This window comes from Rhodococcus sp. P4_F3_2, assembly GCF_056401335.1.
Genome location: NZ_JBFUJN010000023.1, coordinates 12747 through 34917, shown reverse-complemented (window position 1 = coordinate 34917; position 22171 = coordinate 12747). Strand labels below are relative to the sequence as shown.

The following is a 22171-nucleotide window of genomic DNA, read 5'->3' as shown; positions in this document are numbered from 1 at the left end:
AGCTCCCATTGTGTTTCAACTGTGTGGTTTTCAAACTATGTGGCCGTGCGTTTCGACAAATGGCTGTCGAGCAGCGGGGCAATTGCCGCCCACCCGGCTGGGGTCACCAATCCGGCGTGGTCGTACGGCAGATGGTGTACTGCCATGTCCCGGTCCCCGCGGACTCTGCGCCAGCGATCGGCCAGCAGCTGTCCGGACGCCTCGGCGTCGGCGGTGATCAGAGTAACCGGTCCGTCGTAGGTTGTGTCAGTCGAGCGGGCCACGAGCAAACGAGTGGCATCAAAACCCGCCCGAACATCCTCGACCAGTCCCGGTGCCTGAGTGAGGATCTCGGGTGGCAGGGCGGCGGCCAGATCTCGGTCGTCGGCATCGTCGCGACCGCGATCGTCACGATCTCCCAGTGGATGAGTATCGATCAGACCGGCGAACTCCACCGTCTCGCCGATACCGACCAGCTGAACCGCCATCGCGGCAACGACGTTGCCACCGAACGAGTAGCCGAGCAGGTGGTACGGCCCGCTCGGCTGAACGCCCCGAATCGTGTCGACGTACATCGCTGCCAGTTGGTCCACGTTCGTCGGTTCGAGTGGCTCACCGGCAACTGTGGGAAGTTGCAGGCCGAACAGTGGACGGTCAGCCTCGAGGACACCGATCAAAGGTGCAAAGGGCCAAGCGAATCCACCGGCCGGATGCACGCAGAACAGTGGTTCTTCGCTGCCTTCGGCTCGGAGTGTCAGAAGGCGATCGCGACTTAAATCGATTTCGGACGCCGACTCGCCAAGGTGTGCTGCAAGTTCTGCAACTGTCGGACGGGCCATCAGCGTTCCCACACCGACGCTCACCGACAGGTCATGCTCCATCTCCCCCACCAGTCGCATGGCTCGAAGCGAGTCGCCGCCGAGATCGAAGAAGCTCTCGTCGGGATCGACGGCCTCGACGCCGAGTACCCGCGCAAAGACCTGGCACAGTTGCCTTTCCATCTCGGTTCGCGGTGCTCGGGCCGCTGCTCGGGCGGGGGGTGCCGGCAACGCACCGCGGTCCAGTTTTCCGTTGGGCGTCAGCGGAATCGAATCCACGACGACGATGTCCGACGGAACCAGGTGTGCCGGTACGCGTTCCCGCAACGCAGCTCGCAGATCGGTTGAATCAGCGCCGGGTTCTTCGATGACGTACCCGACCAGTCGCGGCGGCCCACCGCCTTCGCTACGGACTGACGCTGCCGCTCTCAACACTCCCGGCAACGACGCCAGCGCGGATTCCACTTCACCCAATTCGATCCGAATGCCTCGGATCTTGACCTGATGGTCTGCGCGACCCAGATATTCGAGTTCGCCGTCGCGGCGACGCAGAACGACGTCACCCGTGCGGTACATGCGGTGACCGACCGAGTAGGGATCAGCGACGAATACGGAAGATGTCAGCGCGGTCCGGTGAAGGTAACCCATCGCCGTTCCGTCACCGGACATGTACAGCTCGCCCGCCGCTCCGATCGGAACCTCCCGCAGCCCCGAATCGAGTACCCGCGCGGACGCGTTCAGAATCGGACGACCCAAGCACGGTGTCTCGCTCCCCTGAACCGGGGATCCCATCGCGTTGATCGTGAACTCCGTCGGCCCGTAAAGGTCGTACCCGTCGACACCGTCCTGATCGCGCAATCGCGACCACAGTTCGGCAGGTACAGCTTCTCCTCCGAGCATCACCAACACAGGCGTCCGCTCCCCGTCGAGGAGACCGGCGGCCATCAGTTCCCGTGCATACGAGGGGGTTACATTCACGACGTCGATACCGACTTCGCGGTAATGCTTCACCAGAGACGCGGGGTCCAGTCGCGCCTGCTCGTCGATCACGTGAACTTCATGCCCCGCGAGCAACCAGAACAGTTCCTCCCACGACATGTCGAACGAGAACGAGACTGTGTGCGCGATGCGCAAACGTCGGCCACCCACACTGTTTTCGGTCGGAGTGAAGATCTCGGCCTTGTGATTGTGATACATCGTCGTCAACCCGCGGTGACCCACCACGACGCCCTTGGGTTTTCCGGTACTGCCCGAGGTGTAGATGACGTAGGCAGGCTGGTCCGGTGAGGTCGGCCCGCACACCGCGGCCTCGTCGACTACAGGTGCCGGGGACTGCCCGTCGAGTACCCCGGTTACGTCCGGGTCGTCGAGGACCAGACATACCTGTCCGTCCGGAACAACAAGGTCACGCGTCTGAGTCGTGGTGATCACCAGCGCCGCATCGCTGTCGAGGATCAGTTCGCGCAGGCGTGCCGGCGGGTGAGCCAGATCCAAGGGAAGGTATGCCGCTCCGGTTCTCATGACCGCGAAGATCGCTACGACGTGATCGGCGGTACGCGGAAGTGCGAGCGCCACAACACGGGTCGATCCCGCGCCTGGCACCGACTGCCCCAGCGCCGAAGCGAGTATCCGTGCCAGCCTGTCCACTCGAGTGTTCATCTCGGCTGCGCTCAGTGTGACGTCTCCGAAGACCAGCGCCGTCTCGTCCGGAGTTGCCGCTGCCCTTTCGCGGAGCAAGGCGTCCACGCTACCGCCGGCCTGGTCCGGCCGCGGCATCACAATGTGCTCCGAAGCGAATTCCGCGGGGGTGCGCGAAAGCGGAACCGCCGTGTCCGCCACCGTGGCGGTATCGGAATTCGCCATCACTTCGAGGATCGTGATGGTGCGTGAAAGAACGTCCCGAGCCACGTCGTGGGGAATCAGGTCGGGACGATTTTCGAGAGTGAGCGCCATCGGCGCATCCCCGACCCCCGGATCCACGTCGAGCGTGAGCGCATAGTGGGTGCCGTCCACTGCGTCGAACCCGACGATTCCACTGCGCCCGAACGTGTCTCGACGTGCCTGTTCGTCACGAGGCGTGTTGCGGAAGACGTAGAGCGTGTCGAACAGTGTTGCGAACCCAGCGCTTCGCTGCACGTCGCCGAGCCCGAGATGGTGCTGCCCCAGCAGCGATCCCTGTGCACGGAACAGGCGTCCGAGCAACGCCGAGATCTCCTCGCCTGGCCGGACCCGGACACGCACGGGAATGGTGTTGAGCGCCAAGCCCACCATGCGGTCGGCGCCCTCGACCTCGGGTGAACGTCCCGAAACCGTCGATCCGAAGACCACGTCGTCACGCCCCGTCACGGCGCGCAATGCCAGGCCCCACGCCGCAGAGACGACGGTGGACAGCGTCACTCCGCTACGTCTGGCCAGCTCGCGAACGTGCTCGGTGATGCTCTGTTCGAGCTGAACGCGGGTGAACACCGGCAACGGAGCGCGTCCGCCTGATCCCGTACCACCCACGAGTGTGGGTTGCTCGAGATCCGCGAGGTAGTCCTTCCAGGACGAGAGGGCGTCCGTGCGATCCGCTTCGGCGATCCATCGCAGGTGATCACGGAAGTCCGCAGGCTTGTCGAGCGCGCCGTCGAGTCCAACCGGGTCCGTGCCGTGAGTGCGAGCAAACTCGTAGAGCGCAAACAACTCCGCGTACATCAAGGTCTGCGACCAACCGTCGGTCAGCAGGTGGTGCTGAGTGAAGACGAGATGCGCTCCCCCACCCGGTAACCAGACCAGCACCATTCGAATGAGTGGTGGTGCACTCAAGTCGAAGAGCGTGCCGAATTCGGCCTCGTCGACGGCGCGAACCTCGCGATCGATGTCCTCGGTCGCAACTGCGCTCAGATCGATCTCGCGGAAAGGCATTTCGGCTGCCCTGGGCACGAACTGCACCGGAGCGTCGAAACCGGCGTGTGTGAAGCCGGCCCGCAGGTTCGGATAGCGCCGCAAGAGCGCATCCCCCGCTGCTCGGAGTGAGCGAACGTCGACGGCAGCATCGGCGGAGAACTCGAATCGCGGCTGCATGTGATAGACATCCGTACCGCCGGCGCCGTCGAGAACCGACTGGAAGTACATGCCTTCCTGCAAGGGACCGAGTGGCAGCACGTCCTGCCAGCCCGGGCTCAGCGACTCGAGCCGTGCCCGACGATCCGCATCGACGGCTACGAGTGGGCTCGGCACACGATCCGGCGCGGTGTCGGGCAATGCCTTTCGGTCCACCTTGCCGTTGAGGGTGAGCGGGAGTGCTTCGAGCACCGTGATGCTCTGCGGCACCATGTGCTCGGGGAGCAGCCGCGCAATCTCCTTGCGCACCAGAACCGAATCGAGCGTGGTTCCACCTTCGGGAACCACATATCCGTGCAGACTTCCGGTGCCCGCCGCATCGACACGGACGGTGGCTGCCGCGCGGAACACACCGGCCACCGATCCGAGCGCGCCTTCGACCTCGCCGAGCTCGATGCGGAAACCGCGAACCTTCACCTGATCGTCCGCACGACGAAGGAACTGCAAAACCCCTCGCCTGCGTCGGACCAGATCACCGGTGCGGTAGAGGCGTGCCCCCGGCAGAGAAGGATCGGCAACGAACCGAGCTACGGTCAGATCGGGGCGATTCAGGTATCCGCGGACCACCTGCGCACCGCCCAGATACAGCTCGCCCGCAACGCCTTCCGGAACCTCACGCAGGTCGTCGTCGAGGATTCGCACGTGCACGTCGGTCCAGGGCTGACCGATCGTGACTCGGTCGCCGGTCGTGATGACCGAAGATGTCGCCCACACCGTGGCCTCGGTGGGTCCGTAGACATTCCGGACCGAAGCAGCGTTGGCCACCAGATCGTCAGCCAGATCCTGCGGGAGGGCTTCCCCTCCCACCAGGGCTCGCACCATGGCGAGCCCGACTGCGTTCTCGTGTTCGGTGACCACTCGCCACAGAGCCGGCGTTGCCTGCATCACTGTCGCATCGCTTGCGATGATCAACGCCGACAACGCATCCGGATCGCGAACCGTCCTGCGGTCTGCGATCACGACAGTCGCGCCCGCTGCGAGCGGGCACAGCAACTCGAGTGCGGCGATGTCGAACGACACCGTTGTCACCGCGACGATGCGATCGCCGGGCCTGATCCAGCAATCCTCGAGTACCGTGTCCGCGAAGGCCGCGAGGTTGCCCGTCGAGACCATCACGCCCTTGGGGCGACCCGTCGAACCGGAGGTGTGGATCATGTAGGCGAGGTGATCACCCGCCGCGGGCGGTGAAGGAAGCACAACGCCCGAGTTGGTGAACTCACCGTCCACGAAGACACTCGTGGCGACCGTCGACGGAAGTTGCCCGGCGCTGTCGATACTGGTCAGGACACACACCGGGGCCGCGTCCTCGATCATGAACTCGAGCCGCTCACTCGGGTAGTCGACGTCGAGTGGCAGGTACGCCGCACCAATACGCAGTACCGCGAGCAGTCCGGCCWCCAGATCCGCATCTCGATCGAGCGCGACGGCGACTACCTTCTCGGGTCCGGCGCCGGCCGCGAGAAGTTCGCGGGCCAGCTCGTCGACGCGCGCCGACAGTTCCCCATAGGTAATTCCGACCTCGCCGGAGATCACCGCGACGTCGTCGGGGTGACGGCTGACGTGTCGAGCGAACAACTGCGAGATCCCCGACGGCGGCGTCGCGCGTCGGCCCGGATCGCGATCCCACTTGCTTTCCGACAATCGCAGATCCGCGACGACAGTGCTGTTTTCGTGACCGAGGACCGCGATCACACCGTCGAGCAATGCGTCCGCAGTCGCGGCGTCGAACAGCCCGGCATCAACCGTCAATCGAAGTTCTGTTGCGGTTCGGACGAATTCGAGGTCGACGCTATTTCCGGGCGAGTGACCGACACGGGCAGCGAACAGACTGCTGGTGGGACGCCCGAGTAGATCGGCGATTCGGTCCGGGCTGACATCGGAATGCGCAAGTGCCTCAGAGACAGCGTTTTCGACTCGTCGAACGACATCGGCAATTCTCGGCCGACCGGACAGATCGACCCGAATCAGGCTGTCAGTCCCTTCCGAGAACAGTCCGACCGCAAGGTCCCGACCGCCACCGAAGCCGTTCAGCGTCGCCGCCACTGCGGCCAACAGCACCGCGTCGAATCCTGATCCGTCACCGAACCGAGCATCGCGTAGCTGACGAACGTAGGTGTGCGGGCGGTACTCTTCGCCGCGCGGGCGATCGTAGGGAAGGTCCGTTTCGAGGGGCAAGCCCGCGAGCGTGCGAACCCAATACCGCTCGTGATCAGGATTTCCCGCCACTGCCGGGGCGCGGAACGTCGCCACGGTCACGGCGGGTCGATCGACGACAGCAACCGAATCCGGCGAGAACTTCTTCTGATCGACGCGTGCGGCCATTGCAAGACCGTGGGGGGTCGGGGTGTCGAAGACATCGGAGACGACGACGCGTATTCCCAGCTTCCGCAGACTTCCCACCAACCGCATCGCTGTGAGCGAGTGACCGCCGAGAGTGAAGAAATTGTCGCCCGGATCGACGTCGGGAATCTCCAACACCGTTGCGACACAGGCGCACACTGCATCGACGACCGCTGGATCGACATCGATCGCTTGATCAGACGCGGCCGCCTTTTTCRTGACAGCCACCATTTTTGTGACAGCCACCGCATCGGCAACGCGGCGGGTCTGTCGGACAACCGAGAGCACCGCGGATGCGGGAGCTGTCGGCTCGGTCAGCAACCCACGCAGGATCTCCGCGAGCCGTGTGACCATTCGCTGCGCCGTGGCTTCGGAGACAACTGCCGGATCGTGGTACAGGACCAGATCCAGACCGGTGCTCGGCGGCGCCATCAACGTCATCGGATAGTGCGTGACTCCGCGGTTGGTGAATCCCTCGACTCGAAGTGTGTGCGATGCAGGCTGTCCCGCACCGGAGTTCGGGAAGTTCTCGAACACCAGGAGCGTGTCGAACAGTTGACCGATCCCGGCGATGCGTTCGATCTCGGCCAAACTGGTGTGCTCGACGTCCACGATGTCGAACTGCGCGTTCTGCAGACCGACGAACTGATCCAGCAAGGGCTGATCCGCGACGATGTCGAGGCGGGCCGGAATCGTGTTGCTGAACAACCCGACCATTCCCTCCACCCCGGAGAGTTCGGCAGGTCGGCCGGACACCGTGGCCCCGAACACGACGTCCCACTGTCCCGTCGCTTCGGCGAGCGCCGCTGCCCACGCACCCTGAACCAGGGTGTTGACCGTCAGCGCTCGCGCACGACCGAGTTCGATCAGCGCTTCGGCGTCCGATGTCGCGAGAGGAACCTCGAGCGCGACGGGCACACTTCGCGGCGCCCCTGCGTCGGCAACGAGAGTCGGCGCGGTGAGCCCACGCAGACGCTCACTCCACACTGCGCGGGCAGAGTCCTGATCACGGCCGGCGATCCATGCCAAGTAGTCGCGATACGGCGTCGGCGCAGGAAGGTGCGCATCGCCGTCGTGGTAGACGTTCATCAGCTCGCGCAGGACGATCGGAGTCGACCACCCGTCGGTGAGCAGGTGATGCGCATTGAGGACCAAACGGTGCACCCCGCCGGGCAGCCGAATCAGCAGCGCACGCAGCAGAGGCGGTGTACTGACATCGAAGACGTAATCGGCGGCCTCGTCCTCGAGCTGATCTGCAGAGCGGAATGCAGTGTCAGCTGGAACGGAGGTCAGGTCGACCGAACGCCACTCGACTTTTGCACCGCGCGGAATGATCTGAACGGGCCGTTCGAACTGCTCGTAGTGGAAAGCTGCGCGTAGGTTCGGGTGCCTGTCGATCACGGTCTCGAACGCGTCGGCCAACTTCACCTCGTCCAACGGGCCGGAGAGGTCGAAGCGTGCAGTTAGGGTGTAGACGTCTGCTTCGCCGTCACGGACCGCGTGGAACAGGAGGCCTTCTTGTAGCGGCGACAGCGGAAGTACATCGGCAAGCGGTCCGTGGACGGCTTCGAGTTCGTTGATCCCGGCTTGATCGACCACCGCGCCCTGGCCGAAGATCGTCGCCGAGCAATCGGAAGGCGTCAAACCACCCTCGAAGAGCGCGGCATGCGCGGTCAGGGCAGCGAGCGCACGTTCCCAATGCTCTTGCAGCTCGACGATCGTCGCGGCGTCGAGCACTGAACCCGCCGCAGTCCATTCGACTGCCAGCGTCGTCGAGTCGTCCTCTCGGACAAATGCGTTGAGCGCCAGCACTTCCGACATTGCCTTGCTCGCCGGTTCGATGACCGCGAATGGATCCTGCTCCGGCAATCGCCATCCGGTTCCGGGTAGGGACGGGAAGCGGCCGAGATAGTTGAGCAACAGTTCAGGTGTAGCGCACGCGGAAAGGTCAGGTGCGGTGTCGCGATCCAGATGCCGCAGAACTCCGTAGCCGACTCCACCTCCGGGTACGGCGCGTTTTGCTTCCTTCACCGCACGAAGCAGATGCCCGGCTGCTGCTCCGCCGCTCAGTGCGTCGGCAAGATCGTCTGCGGTGAGCAGTGCATCGGTGGGAACCCGGACGGGGAACTCACTGGTGAACCACCCGATGGTTCCGGCGAAGTCGGTGTCGCTGGTGAGCGCGTCGCGGCCATGGCCTTCGACGGTGACTGTCTGCGCGGGCATCCCGATGAGGCCGCGGCCGTGCTGCCATGAGCGCAAGGCAAGCATCAAACCCGCGAGAAGCACTTCGTCGGCCTTGGCTCGATACGCCGCCGGAAGCGTGGTCAACAGCGCGTCGGTGACAGCCGGGGGTGCAACAGTTGTCGTGCGAGAGGCGGTTGCGGTGACGTCGACTTTCGGGTCGAGACGACGACTGCCGATCGGCTCGTCGTCCGCCTGTACCGACGCGGATTTCCAGTACTCGAGCTCTGACGCCCTGCTGCCCGAGGCCCCGAATTCTGCGAGCAACCCCGCGTATCGGCGCCACGAACTTCCGCCAGCACCCAGCCGGGCCGACCTACGCTCGCGCGCTGCATCGGTAGCTTCGTGGAGGTCTGGAAGCAGAATTCGCCAGGACACACCGTCGACGATCAAATGGTGAGCCACGACGATCAAGTGGTCGGGTCGACCGGCCGCGGTATTGACCAGTACGACTCGCAGGAGTTCACCGGCGCGCGGGTCGAGACTCGCCGCCGACGCCTCCGCGAGCTCTCTGATCCGGGGCAGCTCCGAGGTGTCGGACACCTCGCGAACGAGTCCCTCGCTGCGCACCGCGCCGGCGTCCCGGACGATCAATTCGGTAGTGCCGCTGTCGTTGTCACGGCGCAGGAGCAGACGTAGAGCGTCATGGTGATCAAGGATCGTCTGCACGCCGGACTGCAGGTCGCCCAGCGAGAGGCCGTCGTCGATGCGCACTGCGGTCCACTGCGCGTAGCCCGCAATTGCCTCGTCTGTCGGATTCTTGTCGATCAGTGCCCGAACGATCGGCGGAGCGATCACGGTGCCGGTCGCCACGTCCGCAACCGAGGCTACGGCGTCGGCGTCATCGGCAATCTCACGCGCCGCAGCGGCGATGGTTCCCAGATCTCGCTGTGCAAGTAGCTCTTTCGGAGCAACGACCAGTCCGCGCACCCGCAGGCGACTGCTGACACTGATTGCCGTGATGCTGTCACCACCGAGACCGAAGAAATCCTCGTCCACGCCGACGCGCTCGCGGCCTAGCACCTCGGCCACCACGTCACAGAGGATTTCCTCGTGCGGTGTCGATGCAGCGCGACCTTCCGATTCGGTAGCCGGCGCAGGTAGTGCCGCACGATCGAGCTTTCCGTTCACCGTGACGGGCAGTTCGTCCAGAACGACGATCGCGGCCGGAACCAAATGATCCGGTACGCGACCGGCGAGGTCTCGGCGCAATTCTTCCTGCGGCGGAAGCGTTGTGCCGGCGGCGGCTACGACGTAGCCGACCAGGCTGGGCCGTCCACCATCCGTACGGATCAGCGCGGCGGCCGCGCCGATTCCGGGCACCGATCCGAGAACAGCCTCGACCTCGCTCAACTCGACGCGATGTCCGCGGATCTTCACCTGCTTGTCGCTACGACCGATGAAGTCGTATCCCCGCCCGGGTACCCAGCGCGCGACGTCCCCGGCGCGGTACATCAGATCCCCCGGAGCCCCGAAAGGATCTGCGACAAAACGCTCGGAGGTCGCTCCGGCGCGACCGAGGTATCCCCTGGCCAATTGCGGTCCGGCCAGATAGAGCTCACCTCGTTCACCGTCGGCGACCGGTTCGAGCGCGCTGTCGAGCAGGTACGCACGGGTCCCCGCGAGCGGGTACGACCACGTCGACGCAATCTCGCTCGAACGCCGCGACCAGGGCAACGGCATCCTTCTGCAGTTCTTCGTCGTATACGTGCACCCGATGACCACAAAGCAGCCACAACAGCTGATCGAGAGACGCGTCGAAGGCGAACGACGCCGTATGCGCGGTGTGCAGTTGCCGATTTCCGACGCGTTCGGCCGTGTCCCGGTAGATGGTGGCGCGGTGATGGTGAAGCAGGTGCGCCAATCCACCACTTCTGACCAGCACTCCCTTGGGCTTGCCTGTCGATCCCGAGGTGTAGATGACATACGCCAGGTGATCACCATGCCGCGCCGTCGCCAGTTCACCGAGTTCGAGTGGAAACTCGGAATGGGCACGGAGGTCTTCGCGCACTGCGGCGGAATCGAGTACGAGCGGGTCGGGTCGAGAATCTCCGACGAGTTGCTCGGCCAGCGCGGAAGTGGTGAGCACCACTTTCGGTTGCGCGTCGTCGATCAGATCCCGCAACCGCTCGGCCGGGTGCTGCGGATCCAGGGCCACGTACGCTGCGCCCGCGTTCAGTGTCGCGAGCAGAGCCACCACCATCTCGGAGGTACGCGGAAGTGCAAGTCCGACAATGTCGTCCGGGCCGACATTGCGAGCCCGAAGCAACCGGGCGAGTTTGTGGACGCGGCCACCGAGTTCTGCGCCTGTCAGACGTTCCTCACCGCACACCAGGACCGTGTCATCCGCATGATCGGCGACGATGCGGTCGAAGACGTCCGGGACGAGGGCGACGGAGCCAGGCACAGGTTCAATTTCACGGCCGGCAAGGATCCGCGCAGCTTCGGGTGCCGGCATCATCTGCACCTGTCCGACGGCAGGGTCTCCCTCCCCCACCATCGCGTTGACGATGCTCACGAAACCAGCGAGGCGACGCTGAACCGAATCCCGAGTGTTGGTGCGCGCGTCCACTTCGAACCCGAGGAGAACTTCGCCGTCCGCGATGGGGGTGACCGTCAAACCCAGGTCCTCGGGCGGACCTCCGGCGACGTTACGTAGTACACCCACAGCGCCGGCGAAATCGAGGGCGAAGTCGAAAGCCTTGAGATTGATTCCGATCCCGTGAAGCAGTGCGCCCGTGCCGGCGACGCCCAGGTCCCGAGCAAGATTCTCACCGCGGTAGCGCTGGTGTGCGCGCAGGCTTTTCATCGTGGCGGCCACCTGCTTGCTCAGGTCACCGAGTCGATCGTGGCTGCGAATCGTCAACCGGAGAGGCAGAACGTTGACTGCCATGGCCGGGGTCTTGAGTGCCGTGCGCCCCACGCGCGCCATGAGTGGCATCGCGACGACAACATCCGTCTCACCGAGCAACCGGTGGAGAAACGCGCCGTAGCAGGCGATCAGCGCCTCGGCCCACGTTGTTCCCGTCGCGTCTGCCACCTCTTTGAGGCGGCCGAGGGCGTCGGCACTGATGACCTCGCGAACCTGGATCGTTCGTTCCGCCGGACCGGTGACCTGCTGGCCGCGTCCGTCCAACGCGGGCAAAGGCGTCAGGACATCACGCCAATAGTCACGATCTTCGACGAACTGGTTGCCCGCCCGGTACGCCTCGTCCTCGCTGACCAGATCTGTCATAGAACCGAATCGCGTTGGCGCGACCTCGGTTCCCTTCTTCGCGGCCGTGTAGTGCGCGGCGACTCGACGCGAAATCATTGCTGCGCTGTATCCGTCGACGATCAGGTGGTGATAGAGCTGGATGCACCAGATCTCGCGATCGGACAGCCTGATCAGCGAGTACGTGTACAGAGGGCGCTCCACCATCAGGCGGCAGTACTCGGACGCCCGGCTGCGCTCGGCGTCGACCAGTGCGTGCGCCACGGCTACGGGATCGCGCTCGTCACGGACGTCGGTGATCGGGATGATGCCAACCGGCTCGTCGGAGATGTACTGACGCGGGCCGTCCGCCGTCTCGATCATCCGCAGCCGCATGGTTTCGGCTTCGCCGATCGTCGCCCTGATGGCGGCCGTCAGAAGTTCGGTGTCGATCGGTTCGTCGCCCGAGATTTCGAGCACCTCACCGACGAGATAGCTCCGAGATTCGGGATCAAGCCTTTGTGCGTTCCAAATCCCGAGTTGAGCTCCTGTGAGAGCAAACGTAGCTTCGTTTGCCGCTCCGGAGTTCGAACCTGGAAGAACGCTCACACTGATCCCCTCGTCTGTGGACACACGTCACCCAAGGGTGACCTAACGTCGTTTTGGGTAGCCTAAACTAAATGTCGATGAATCGGGGAATCCGCCTCGCCGGTCCCTCCGGCCGACGACACAACTGATGTAACGCAGTCACATTTCAACGGATAACTACGCCATGACTACAAAAAGACCACCGGGAGTGTTTTGCTTGGAGGGCGAATGGGAGGAAAGCATCGAAAGTAGACTGAGCATTGAGCCTGCATTACGTCTGCTCGAGGCTCGCGACGATATTCGGCTGGTTCACCGTGACATTGCTACTCTCGCAGAACTCGAGTACTACTTGGATCGGTGGCTCAACACGCGACTCCGGGGATATGACTTCGGATACTTGGGATTTCATGGGAGTGCCGAGCGACTCGATGTCGGTCACGAACAAATGTCACTCGACGACCTCGCAGAATTGATCGACGGGCGATGTCAGGGCAAAGTCGTCTACTTCGGTTCGTGCAGCGTGCTCTCAGCGCCAGACGAGGTATTGACGAACTTCTGTCGCAGAACGGGTGCCCGCGCGGTTGCCGGATACACGAAGAATGTCGATTGGATCGAAACTGCCGCATTTGAACTACTGCTGGTGACTAAGCTCGTCCATTCGACAAACATGAAGCCGGCTTACACCTCGCTCTGCAAGACCTATCCCGACATGACACGCCGACTTGGCTTCCGCATGGCCCACTCGGCATGGGCGTCCGATCGCAATATCGCCGTTCAGGCGTCTCACTCAACGTGACTTACCGCGCCGCGAACCGCGACTGCGCACCTCGACCTGCCTGAGCGCTACAACAGATCCGAATCGCTTTGCGCTACAGCAGCATTTCCCTTGGGTCTCTGGATCGGTGAGCGAGCTTCGGCAGCGTGAGAAAACCGCGCTGCCGTCGCCTGCCGGCCGCTTCTGTTCGACTCGTGTCCACGTCGCACTCCCTCGAAGTCGGGTCGGCACCAGTGAATGAGCTAGTCCATCAAGGTCGCGGCGACGGTTCCGCCCAGTTCATAACATCCATCGCGGACAGATTTGTCCACGCTCACAGTCACTTCGAGCGGATCCGCCACCGCGACCAACCCGAGCCCTGTCGCGAGTTTGCGCACCGACGACACGGCACCAGCAGTGTCGTTGTTGCCGTGAACCCACAGGCCGTACGGCCGATCCGACACCGCACCGAGACATTGGTAGTACGTGGTGTCGAAGAAGTACTTGAGCGCACCCGACATGTATCCGAAATTGGCAGTGGTACCGAAAAGATAGCCGTCAGCAGCGAGTACGTCGGGCACCGTCGCCGCCAACGCCGGCACCACCTTCACCTCGACGCCCTCGATCTCCGGATCGCGAGCACCGGCAAGGACTGCATCCAACAATTCGTGGGTTGTCGGCGAGGGCGAGTGGTGAACCACCAACAAAGTCTTCACACACCTGACAATACGGCGACGGGTGGCGCACCCGTCGCCGTTCACGCCTACGCCGAAACCGTTTCCGCGCTCATCGCCTTGACCAGGTCATCGGTTCGGGTGACCGAGGCGCAGCGCCCGGCCGCGTACTCGAGGGCGCCGACATGCTCGCCTAGGGAGAAGTCGGCCACCGCGTCGCCCACGAAGAAGATCTGCACGTCTTGCATGAACCCGTCCAAAGCGGTAGTCAGGCAACCGATGTGGGCATAAATTCCGGTGATGATCAGCTGGTCACGCCCACTCTCGTGCAGCCGCTCACGCAGATCCGTTTTGATGAAGGCGCTGTAGCGCCATTTTGTGAGCATCACGTCGTCCGGATGCGGAGCCAACTCGGCGATCACGTCGGTGTGAGCGGGATCTGCCTTCAGACCCGGTCCCCAGAAATCCGACAGCAACGCACGCTCCTCGGGATCCTGATCTCCGGGTTGCGCGGTGTAGACGATCGGGATTCCGGCAGCTCGCGCCGACGAACGAAGCCGGTCTATGTTCGGAACCACGGTTTGGAGCGGGTCGACGCTTCGGTCGTACGCGTTCACGAAATATTCCTGCATGTCGTGCAGAAGCAGCACCGCTCGGGAAGGATCGAGAGTCCAGTCGACCCGATTCTGCGGAAACTCGGTGGGCATCTCGTATCGGACTGCGGTGGGTAGCGCCATGAAAATCTCCTCGAGAGAGTGGGAGTGAGAACCGATCAACTCGACAGCGTCTGCGCCGCAATCGATTCACTGAGAACACGGCGCAAGGCCGCCTTACTGGTCTTTCCGACGCCGGTGACGGGGAACTCGGTCACGAATTCCACTCGATCCGGAACCTTGTACGCCGCAACGCCTCGGCCTCGTATGTATCGCTTGATCTCGCCGACAGTCGGCGATTCTCCCGAAATCACCAGGACTGCACACGTTCGCTCGCCCAGGTACTCGTCGGGAACAGCCACGACGGCCGCGTCGTGGACCGCAGGATGCGAGAGCAGGTGGTTTTCGATCTCCTCCGCTGCAACCTTCTCACCGCCGCGGTTGATCTGGTCCTTTGCACGCCCCTCGACTATCAGGTGACCCGTGGCGGTGACGCTGACCAGATCGCCGGTGCGGTAGAAACCTTCGGCATCGAAGACCTCGGCGTTGTGCGCATCCGCGCGGTAGTAGCCGCGGATCGTGTACGGCCCCCGCGTCAGCAGGTGGCCCGTGGTTCCGGGCTCGACGAGCGCGCCCTCGTCGTCGACCACACGAACCTCGTCGTCGGGTGAAATGGGCCGACCCTGCGTGCTGACGATCAATTCTTGCGTGTCGTCGAGGCGGGTGTAGTTGACCAGCCCCTCGGCCATCCCGAACACCTGCTGGAGGGTGCAGCCCAACTCCGTGGGTACCCGTGCAGCCGCTTCGGCGCTGAATTTCGCTCCGCCGACGCCGAGAACCCGCAAGCTCGACAGATCGTGATCTACCTTACTGGGGGCGGCCATCCACGCCAAAGCGATCGGTGGAACCAACGAAGCGTGCGTGACTCGCTCTGATTCGATCAGACCGAAAGCTGTGGAGGGCATGGTGTCCGGCGCCAGAACCACGGAGCCGCCCGCGTGGAAAACACCGAGGATGCCTGGCGAACTCATCGGAAAATTATGCGCTGCAGGAAGAACCACCAACATGCGCGTCGAGTCGTCCACGCCGCAGATCGGGTTGGATGCTCGCACCGAGTAGAGGTAGTCGGCGTGCGTCCGCGGAATCAGCTTCGGAACACCGGTCGTGCCACCGGAAAGCTGAAGAAAGGCGACCGACAACGGATCGACGTCGGCAAGAACGGGAACCTCGTATCCGCGCAGCGAATCGAAACCGACAAACTCTTCGGGGTCACCCGCCACGATCACAACAGGCGGAATTTCGAGGCCTTCGTTCACCTCGCGCGCCAATGCGCGGTAGTCGAACCCGCCATGACGGTCGGCCACGATATAGGCAGCGACATCAGCGAACTGGCAGAAGTATCCGATTTCGGTTCGGCGATGCGCCGGCAACCCGAAAACCGGCAGTGCGCCGAGCTTCAGCACGCCGAACAATGCTTCGACGTATTCCACGATGTTCGGTAGCTGCAGGAGCACACGGTCACCGGCACGAACACCCAACGCGAACAGGCCTCCGGCCACTGCCGAACTACGACGATCGAGCTCGGAATACGTCAACCGTGTTTTTGCTCCAGCGGCATCGCTACCGAACACAGCTTCGTTGTCGGGATGTCGTGCGGCCGCATCCGTGATGAAACCGGCCAGCGTCTCGTCCGTCCAGTAGCCTCGTTCCCGATAGTGTGTCACCAATTCTGGTGGATACTGTGCGACGGGCGCCAAGGGCTCGCGAGCGATCCTCGAGGTCATGCAAGTGACTCCTCTTCGAAAGTACTGTCAGCAAATACGTCTCACGCTTTGAGCGTCGCACCACCGTCGACGTACAGCGCCTGCATGGTGATGTGGGCCGCCCGGTCGGACAGCAGGAAGTGCACCGAGTCCGCGATATCGTCTGCGGTGGCCAATTTTCCGAGCGGAATGCCCAGGCGATAGTTCGCCAGATTGCCTTCGATGACCGCGTCGGCACCCGAATCGTCGGTAGGGTCCGACCACAACGAACGCTGCATTGCGGTGTCGGTGGACCCAGGAGCGACCACGTTCACACGAATCCCGTCGGCGGCCAACTCCAGTCCAGTGGTTCGAACCAACATCGTCGCAGCAGCTTTGGACGAGCCGTAAGCACCCATCCCGATACGTGGCACTCCGGCTGCGTTGGACGAGACCACCACGATCGACCCGGTCCGCTGACGACGCATTTCCAGTCCCACACTTTGCAGCACGTTCAGCAAACCGAAGACATTGACGCCGAAGATCTTCCGCCACTGATCGGGATCAGAGTCCAGCACCGATCCGGTGTCGAGAATTCCTGCGACGTGCGCGAGCGCGTCGATCCGGCCGAACGTGTCCATCGTGGAGGCCACTGCTGCATCGACTGCTTGCCGGTCGGTCACGTCCACGACGTGGGACTCGATCGAGGCGCCATCGGCGATGGTTTCTGCCAATTCCGCAGCTACCCACTTCAATTCGACGTCGTCGCGATCAAGAAGCGCCAGCGAATACCCGTCGCGCGCAAGAGTCCGGGCAACTGCAGCGCCGATACCTGCCGCCGCACCGGTGACCACGGCGATTCGGTGCGCGCTCACTGCGGGCACAGGACCTGGACCCAGGCATTGATCGTGGGTTCTTCTGCCAACTCGGCGAAGTCGGCATCCGCGCCCGCTCCTCGCCACCGTTCGACGAGCGTCATCAAACGAACCGAGTCCAGGCCCTCGTCACCCAGGTCCGCGTCGTCGCCGAGTTGTTCTGCCCTCATCGACAGAACCTCGGCGACGTCGCGCACGATCTGGTCACGGTCCACGGTGTTGCTCATCGGTCTCCTCGAGTAGTGGTCGACGCGCTCAGATCGAGCCAACCCACCCTCGTGTCGACCCCGTCCGCACGCCTTGACTTTAGGCCAGCCTAACCATAACGGTACGGAAGTACATAACCCGGACGCTCACGACACACATTCGCCCAAACTAAGGGTAGCCTCAACATAGCAAGTAATCCTGTCGAACTGGAAGGGTGTCCATGCCAGCACTCGCCGAAGTCTCCGAATTCCCGTTGCGCAACAACCGGACTGACAATGGAACGAACTCCGTTTTCCTGCTCTCACGTAGGGAAACGTCGATCCGCACTTCGGGAGTAGTCGAAGAATTCGACTCGGCCTTCGACGCGGCTGAAGCCCTCAAGACGGGGCGTATCGACTCGGTCGTCGGTGCCCTGCCCTTCTCCCCGGAGACACCGTCCGCCCTCACTGCGCCACTGAGTTTCACGCGAGTCCGCGGTGATCTATATCACTCGAACACTCCGAAACTTCCCTCTTCGCGGGTAGCAGGATTCGGACCGAGCCCGCAGATCCACACCGACAGGGTCCGCAGCGCCATCGTCCGTCTTCAAGCAGGCGAACTCGACAAAGTTGTCCTCGCACGCTCACTGACCATCGAAGCCGAGTCCGCGATCTCCCCCTCCGCTCTGGCCGAGAATCTGATTGCACTCGACCACGCGCACAACGGCTTCTGCGTCGACCTGTCCCCCGCCGGTGGCGGGTACCGCGGACGTTCGCTGGTCGGCTCGACACCAGAGGTTCTCATCGAGCGGCGAGGCGACGTCGTCACCTGCCACCCGTTGGCGGGCTCGATTGCACGGCATCCGAATTCGGATCAGGACGAGGCGAATGCCGAGCAACTCCGCGCTTCGACCAAAGATCTCACAGAACACGCTTTTGTCGTCGATTCCATCAGCGCGATCCTCGGACCGCTGTGCACGTCGTTCACTGCACCCAGAGCTCCGGAACTGCTTCGGACACCGCAACTGTGGCACCTCGGGACCAAGATCGAAGGAGTCCTGACCGATCCGAGCCTGACCTCGCTCGAACTGGCAATGGCGCTGCACCCGACTCCCGCTGTCTGCGGAACACCAACGGACGCTGCACGCGAGCACATCACCGCAACCGAGGGCGATCGCGGATTCTATGCCGGTGCGATCGGCTGGTGCGACCGCACCGGAGACGGTGAGTGGATGGTAGCCATTCGTTGCGCCGAGATCGCCGCAGACGGTCTGTCCGCGCGGGCGTACGCCGGCGGCGGCATCGTCGCTTCTTCCGATCCTGAAACCGAGCTGCGAGAGACCAGTACAAAATTCCGCACGCTACTCAGCGCGTTCGACCTCGCTGAACATCAGCTCTGACAGGGAGTCACTATTTCGAGGTGTTCAAGGCGATCGCGGCGTGAACGAGTGCCTTGAACGCCTTTTCGTTGACGGTTTCACCCTCGTGAAAGTCGATCGCCCGCCTGGTATTGCCCTCGAGGCTGGAGTTGAAGAGGCCTGAGGCGTCCTCGAGCGATGCGCCTTTGGCAAAAGTCACCTTGACTGCGCTCTTGTAAGTCTCACCGGTACAGATCATTCCGGCGTGGTACCACACCGGGACTCCTCGCCACTTCCATTCCTCCACTACATTCGGGTCCACCTCTTTGATCAGGGTGCGTATCCGCGAGAGCGTCTCGCCCCGCCAGTCTCCGAGTTCCTCGATTCGCTTGTCGATCAACTGAGACGGGGAGTCTGCGCCTTGCTTTTCGGAATCACTCTTCGCCATCGCTTCGTCACTTCCTGCTCGTTGTCGCCGATCTCCGGTGAGTCGAGTATCCCCTCCGGCACCCACATTCATTCGGCGAACCATAGATCTCCGCGGCTTCGACGCTCTGTGCACACCCACCGATGCGGGCCTTTCCGAGCTGTCCGGACTCACCACCACAACAACCGGGATGTACGCAATCGGCGACAGCGGCTCTGACGATCGCGTCGCCGAACTCGATTCGAACTGCCAAGTTCAGCGATGGATCAATGTGGGCGCTCCTCGCGTCGATGTCGAGGACCTCCGACGACGAATGGGCACACGCCGTACAATAAGCCACCGAAAACGTCACCCGCATCGAAGACCTCAACCGCGCAAGCAACCAACGCGGAAACTCCTGGTCGCTCCCCATCCCCGGCGGCACCTACGCCCACACCCCCACCTGGACCAGCCGCACACACTGGCAACACCAAGTCCGCACCCTCCTCAACGGCTCTGTCACGTTGTTGAACGCGGCAAACTGGGAGAATGTGGCGTGAGCACTTGATTCCTCAACGTGATTTCGCCGGATGCGGCAATCCAGCACATATCCAGTTGGGAACCAATCACAACAACCGCAGTGAGTACGCGCTTCGGCGACGCAATATCGCCAGCCCACTAGCTGTATGAGGCATGGACGTTGGTAACTCGGTGCCGGCGGTAAGCTGCGGGCGGTCGTCCTCCGCGTGCTGAATGCGGTCGGTGATAATTGTAGTGAACCTCCAGATCTCGATGGTGGTCCGTCGTTGCGTCTCGCTAGTGTATTCGCGGGAGTACAGCAGTTCTTCGGCGAGGATGCGGTTGTACCGTTCCACTTTTCCGTTGTTTTCGGCGTGTACGGCCGGATTCGGTAGTGCCGGGCCTCGCGGAATGAAGCGGTGAAATATGCTGCCCGGTAACATGATTCGTGCCGGTGATCACGCGTTCGATCTGGGCGATGCCGTGAGCTAGGAGCCTGTGAACGAACTCGCCGACCTCACCACGCCGAAGCGATCCTCACGATGATGTACCGCAAGGTGCTCCGTTCGGCCGTCTCGCAGCTACACCCAACAACTAAACGGAAAGGGGGCCGCTGCGCAGTGCTGCATGTGCTGCAGCAGTTTCCATCCGGACTGTGACATGTTTCTAACCACCGGTTAACGATGTCTCCACTGCTTCGCATCGAGTCGGCCACCGGTCGAGGATGTCCGCCGCGCCGTCTGAACTACCCGGCGGTCGAGCAGGCTGGAGGTACTTCCTGATTTGATGTAGCTCAGCCGGCACAAGGGAGTACATCACGTGCAGTTAAGCAAGGGACAGAATGCTCCACTCGATCAGGCCGAGATCACTGTGCACTGCACATGGCACCAACGCCCCGAGATCGACGCCGACATATCAGCGCTCCTGCTCACCCCCGACGGGAAGGTCCGCGGCGACTTCGATTTCGTGTTCTACAACCAGGCCGAATCCAGAGACGATTCCACCCACCACGGAGGCAAACGAAGTGCCGGAACATCGATGGAAGACCGCATCACAGTGGACCTGTACCGCCTCGATCAGGAGATCGAGCGCATCGCAATCGTCCTCAGTCTCGATGCGCCTACCCCGGCAACTCTCGCGGACCTGGGACAAGCAGACATCGCCGTTCGCGACGCAAACGGCAGCGCACTCGCCACATTCACCATCGACGACTGGAGCAGCGAAACCGCGGCCGTCACCGTCGAAATCTACCGCCGCGACCACCACTGGAAGATCCGTGCCGTCGGCCAGGGCTACCACGACGGACTCGCAGGTCTGGCCCGCGATTTCGGTGTCACCGTCGACGACGACACCGACGCCCCGACCTCCGAATCCCCTGCACCACCAGTAGTCCACGGCCCACCGCCCATCGACTGGTCCAACCCGCCCGTCCCCGCCGGATACGAACTGTAGGAGCCGATCATGGGTTTCAGATTCCGCAAAAGCATCCAGATCGTCCCCGGGGTTCGCGTCAACGTCAGCCGCAGCGGCATCGGGTACTCCGCAGGCGTCAAGGGCGCCCGAATCACCAAACACGCCAACGGCCGCGTCAGCCGCACCCTTTCCGTGCCAGGTACCGGGCTCTCGCATCAAACGACGATCGGGGGCAACCGATCCCGACCGACCAGCACATCCGCTCCCCGCCGCCGAAYTCCCACTGCCGCAGCGACGCCGGTCTCCCAACTCCCACCTCAACCGCCGGCGCCGGTGATGCCGCCTCCCCATGCGCCGGCATGGGAGCGTGAACTGTTCCAGATCCTGCACTCACGGACACCAGCCGACTACGTCGGCGTCGCGCAACGACACGGGCATATCGCCCCGAACATACGGATCCTCGCCGCAGCATTGGAAGGCTTGCTGCACTTCGAATTCGCCGACACCAACCCCGCCGCCGCCCACCGAGCACGTTCACTCCTCGGATGGGTCGTCGCCCAACACGTCAACCTGTCCGCAGACCCCTTCGTGCAGAGATACATCCCCGAACGCAGGTGGCCGGTAGAAATCGTCCACGGCGTCACAGCTGCCCTGCGCATCAGCGACGACGTCCTCATCCTCGCCGCCGCCGAACTGCACCAAAGCGCCGACAACCTCCCCGCCGCGATCTGGACAGTCGAATACGCGACCCCCACAGCCCACGCAGCACTCTCGCTGGCGGACCTCTACAGCTCCGCCGACCGACACCAAGACGTTGTCGATCTGACCAACGGCATCACCAACGAGGACGACGCCACCGCGCTACTGCTCGCTCTACGCGGGCGAGCATTCGCTCAGCTCGGATACAACGACGCTGCACGCGAAAGCTTCAAAGAAGCACTGCGAGTCCGCTCCCGCGCCTCCGAAGTGCGCCACCGCACTCTCCTCGAACGCGCCCAGGTCGATCTCGCCCAGAACCGAAAAGCAGCCGCACGCAAGAGCATCGAAAAAATCCTCGCCGAAGACCCCACCTACCCAGGACTTCACGAAGCACTCGCAGCACTACCCTGACCACGTCCATCGCAACAAATCCGGTCTTGACCACGACCAAGGACGTCATGGACAGAAGCACCGTAACCGGTGCAGCGGTTCTACGACGCAATTCGCAAAGCCACCGCGTACATCGCCGACCCGGCCAACATGGACACTGTCGTCACCGCCCTCTCGAAACTCGTCGGACTTCCGGAGGGTCGGTCCACCCCGATCTACGGGGACTGTCTCTAAATCGGTGT

13 protein-coding genes and 1 pseudogene are annotated in these 22171 nt (G+C 63.1%); 5 read left to right on the top strand and 9 right to left on the bottom strand.

Features of this window, described 5'->3' with window-relative positions:
* Positions 1-35 precede the first annotated feature (35 nt).
* Both AC1DWA_RS22885 and AC1DWA_RS22880 read right to left on the bottom strand, forming a co-directional pair.
* Positions 36-10157 (bottom strand): amino acid adenylation domain-containing protein, encoded by a 10122-nt coding sequence (locus AC1DWA_RS22885; RefSeq protein WP_477917073.1) that lies wholly within the window; start codon positions 10155-10157, stop codon positions 36-38.
* The gene (locus tag AC1DWA_RS22880; RefSeq protein WP_477917071.1) at positions 10048-12282 is read right to left on the bottom strand and encodes an AMP-binding protein; all 2235 of its coding nucleotides are present in this window, start codon (positions 12280-12282) and stop codon (positions 10048-10050) included. The genes AC1DWA_RS22885 and AC1DWA_RS22880 overlap by 110 nt, the downstream gene beginning before the upstream one ends.
* 163 nt (positions 12283-12445) lie before the next feature.
* Here AC1DWA_RS22880 and AC1DWA_RS22875 point away from each other — a divergent pair, with 163 nt between their 5' ends.
* Positions 12446-13057, top strand: coding sequence for a DUF6642 family protein (locus AC1DWA_RS22875; protein ID WP_477845960.1), 612 nt, complete (start codon positions 12446-12448; stop codon positions 13055-13057).
* Between the two features lie 221 nt (positions 13058-13278).
* Here AC1DWA_RS22875 and AC1DWA_RS22870 read toward each other — a convergent pair whose 3' ends face one another.
* The 5 genes from AC1DWA_RS22870 to AC1DWA_RS22850 are packed head-to-tail and all read right to left on the bottom strand — an operon-like array spanning position 13279 to position 17186.
* Positions 13279-13731 (bottom strand): flavodoxin family protein, encoded by a 453-nt coding sequence (locus AC1DWA_RS22870; RefSeq protein ID WP_019748153.1) that lies wholly within the window; start codon positions 13729-13731, stop codon positions 13279-13281.
* A 47-nt stretch (positions 13732-13778) separates the two neighbouring features.
* Positions 13779-14426 (bottom strand): isochorismatase family protein, encoded by a 648-nt coding sequence (locus tag AC1DWA_RS22865; protein WP_029255214.1) that lies wholly within the window; start codon positions 14424-14426, stop codon positions 13779-13781.
* A 35-nt stretch (positions 14427-14461) separates the two neighbouring features.
* The gene (locus AC1DWA_RS22860; protein WP_477845959.1) at positions 14462-16126 is read right to left on the bottom strand and encodes a (2,3-dihydroxybenzoyl)adenylate synthase; all 1665 of its coding nucleotides are present in this window, start codon (positions 16124-16126) and stop codon (positions 14462-14464) included.
* 41 nt (positions 16127-16167) lie between these two features.
* Positions 16168-16968: a 2,3-dihydro-2,3-dihydroxybenzoate dehydrogenase gene (locus AC1DWA_RS22855; protein ID WP_378666341.1), complete on the bottom strand. Its 801-nt coding sequence runs from the start codon at positions 16966-16968 to the stop codon at positions 16168-16170.
* Positions 16956-17186: a phosphopantetheine-binding protein gene (locus tag AC1DWA_RS22850; protein ID WP_003942230.1), complete on the bottom strand. Its 231-nt coding sequence runs from the start codon at positions 17184-17186 to the stop codon at positions 16956-16958. The genes AC1DWA_RS22855 and AC1DWA_RS22850 overlap by 13 nt, the downstream gene beginning before the upstream one ends.
* A 200-nt stretch (positions 17187-17386) precedes the next feature.
* Between AC1DWA_RS22850 and AC1DWA_RS22845 the strand changes: the two genes are divergently transcribed.
* Positions 17387-18544, top strand: coding sequence for an isochorismate synthase (locus AC1DWA_RS22845; protein ID WP_477845958.1), 1158 nt, complete (start codon positions 17387-17389; stop codon positions 18542-18544).
* Between the two features lie 10 nt (positions 18545-18554).
* Here the strand turns inward: AC1DWA_RS22845 and AC1DWA_RS22840 are convergent, their stop codons facing one another.
* Entirely contained in the window at positions 18555-18950 is a 396-nt protein-coding gene (locus AC1DWA_RS22840; RefSeq protein WP_211916861.1) for a DUF1801 domain-containing protein, read from the bottom strand.
* Between the two features lie 636 nt (positions 18951-19586).
* Positions 19587-19934: pseudogene (locus AC1DWA_RS22835) on the bottom strand (integrase core domain-containing protein); the annotation flags it as partial.
* Positions 19935-20246: 312 nt separating this feature from the next.
* Here AC1DWA_RS22835 and AC1DWA_RS22830 point away from each other — a divergent pair.
* The 3 genes from AC1DWA_RS22830 (at position 20247) to AC1DWA_RS22820 (ending at position 22163) form a co-directional block, all read left to right on the top strand.
* Positions 20247-20879, top strand: coding sequence for a TerD family protein (locus AC1DWA_RS22830; RefSeq protein ID WP_477845957.1), 633 nt, complete (start codon positions 20247-20249; stop codon positions 20877-20879).
* A 9-nt stretch (positions 20880-20888) separates the two neighbouring features.
* Positions 20889-21950 carry a DUF4236 domain-containing protein gene (locus AC1DWA_RS22825; RefSeq protein WP_477917069.1) on the top strand — a complete coding sequence of 354 codons (1062 nt, stop codon included), beginning with the start codon at positions 20889-20891 and terminating at the stop codon, positions 21948-21950.
* Positions 21951-22019: 69 nt separating this feature from the next.
* Positions 22020-22163, top strand: coding sequence for a hypothetical protein (locus tag AC1DWA_RS22820; protein WP_477845955.1), 144 nt, complete (start codon positions 22020-22022; stop codon positions 22161-22163).
* Positions 22164-22171: the final 8 nt, after the last annotated feature.

Excerpts from the sequence above, each read along its gene's own strand:
- AC1DWA_RS22875 (WP_477845960.1), top strand. The coding sequence starts at position 12,446 with ATGACTACAAAAAGACCACCGGGAGTGTTTTGCTTGGAGGGCGAATGG.
- AC1DWA_RS22865 (WP_029255214.1), bottom strand. The coding sequence starts at position 14,426 with ATGGCGCTACCCACCGCAGTCCGATACGAGATGCCCACCGAGTTTCCG.
- AC1DWA_RS22860 (WP_477845959.1), bottom strand. The coding sequence starts at position 16,126 with ATGACCTCGAGGATCGCTCGCGAGCCCTTGGCGCCCGTCGCACAGTAT.
- AC1DWA_RS22850 (WP_003942230.1), bottom strand. The coding sequence starts at position 17,186 with ATGAGCAACACCGTGGACCGTGACCAGATCGTGCGCGACGTCGCCGAG.
- AC1DWA_RS22845 (WP_477845958.1), top strand. The coding sequence starts at position 17,387 with ATGCCAGCACTCGCCGAAGTCTCCGAATTCCCGTTGCGCAACAACCGG.
- AC1DWA_RS22840 (WP_211916861.1), bottom strand. The coding sequence starts at position 18,950 with ATGGCGAAGAGTGATTCCGAAAAGCAAGGCGCAGACTCCCCGTCTCAG.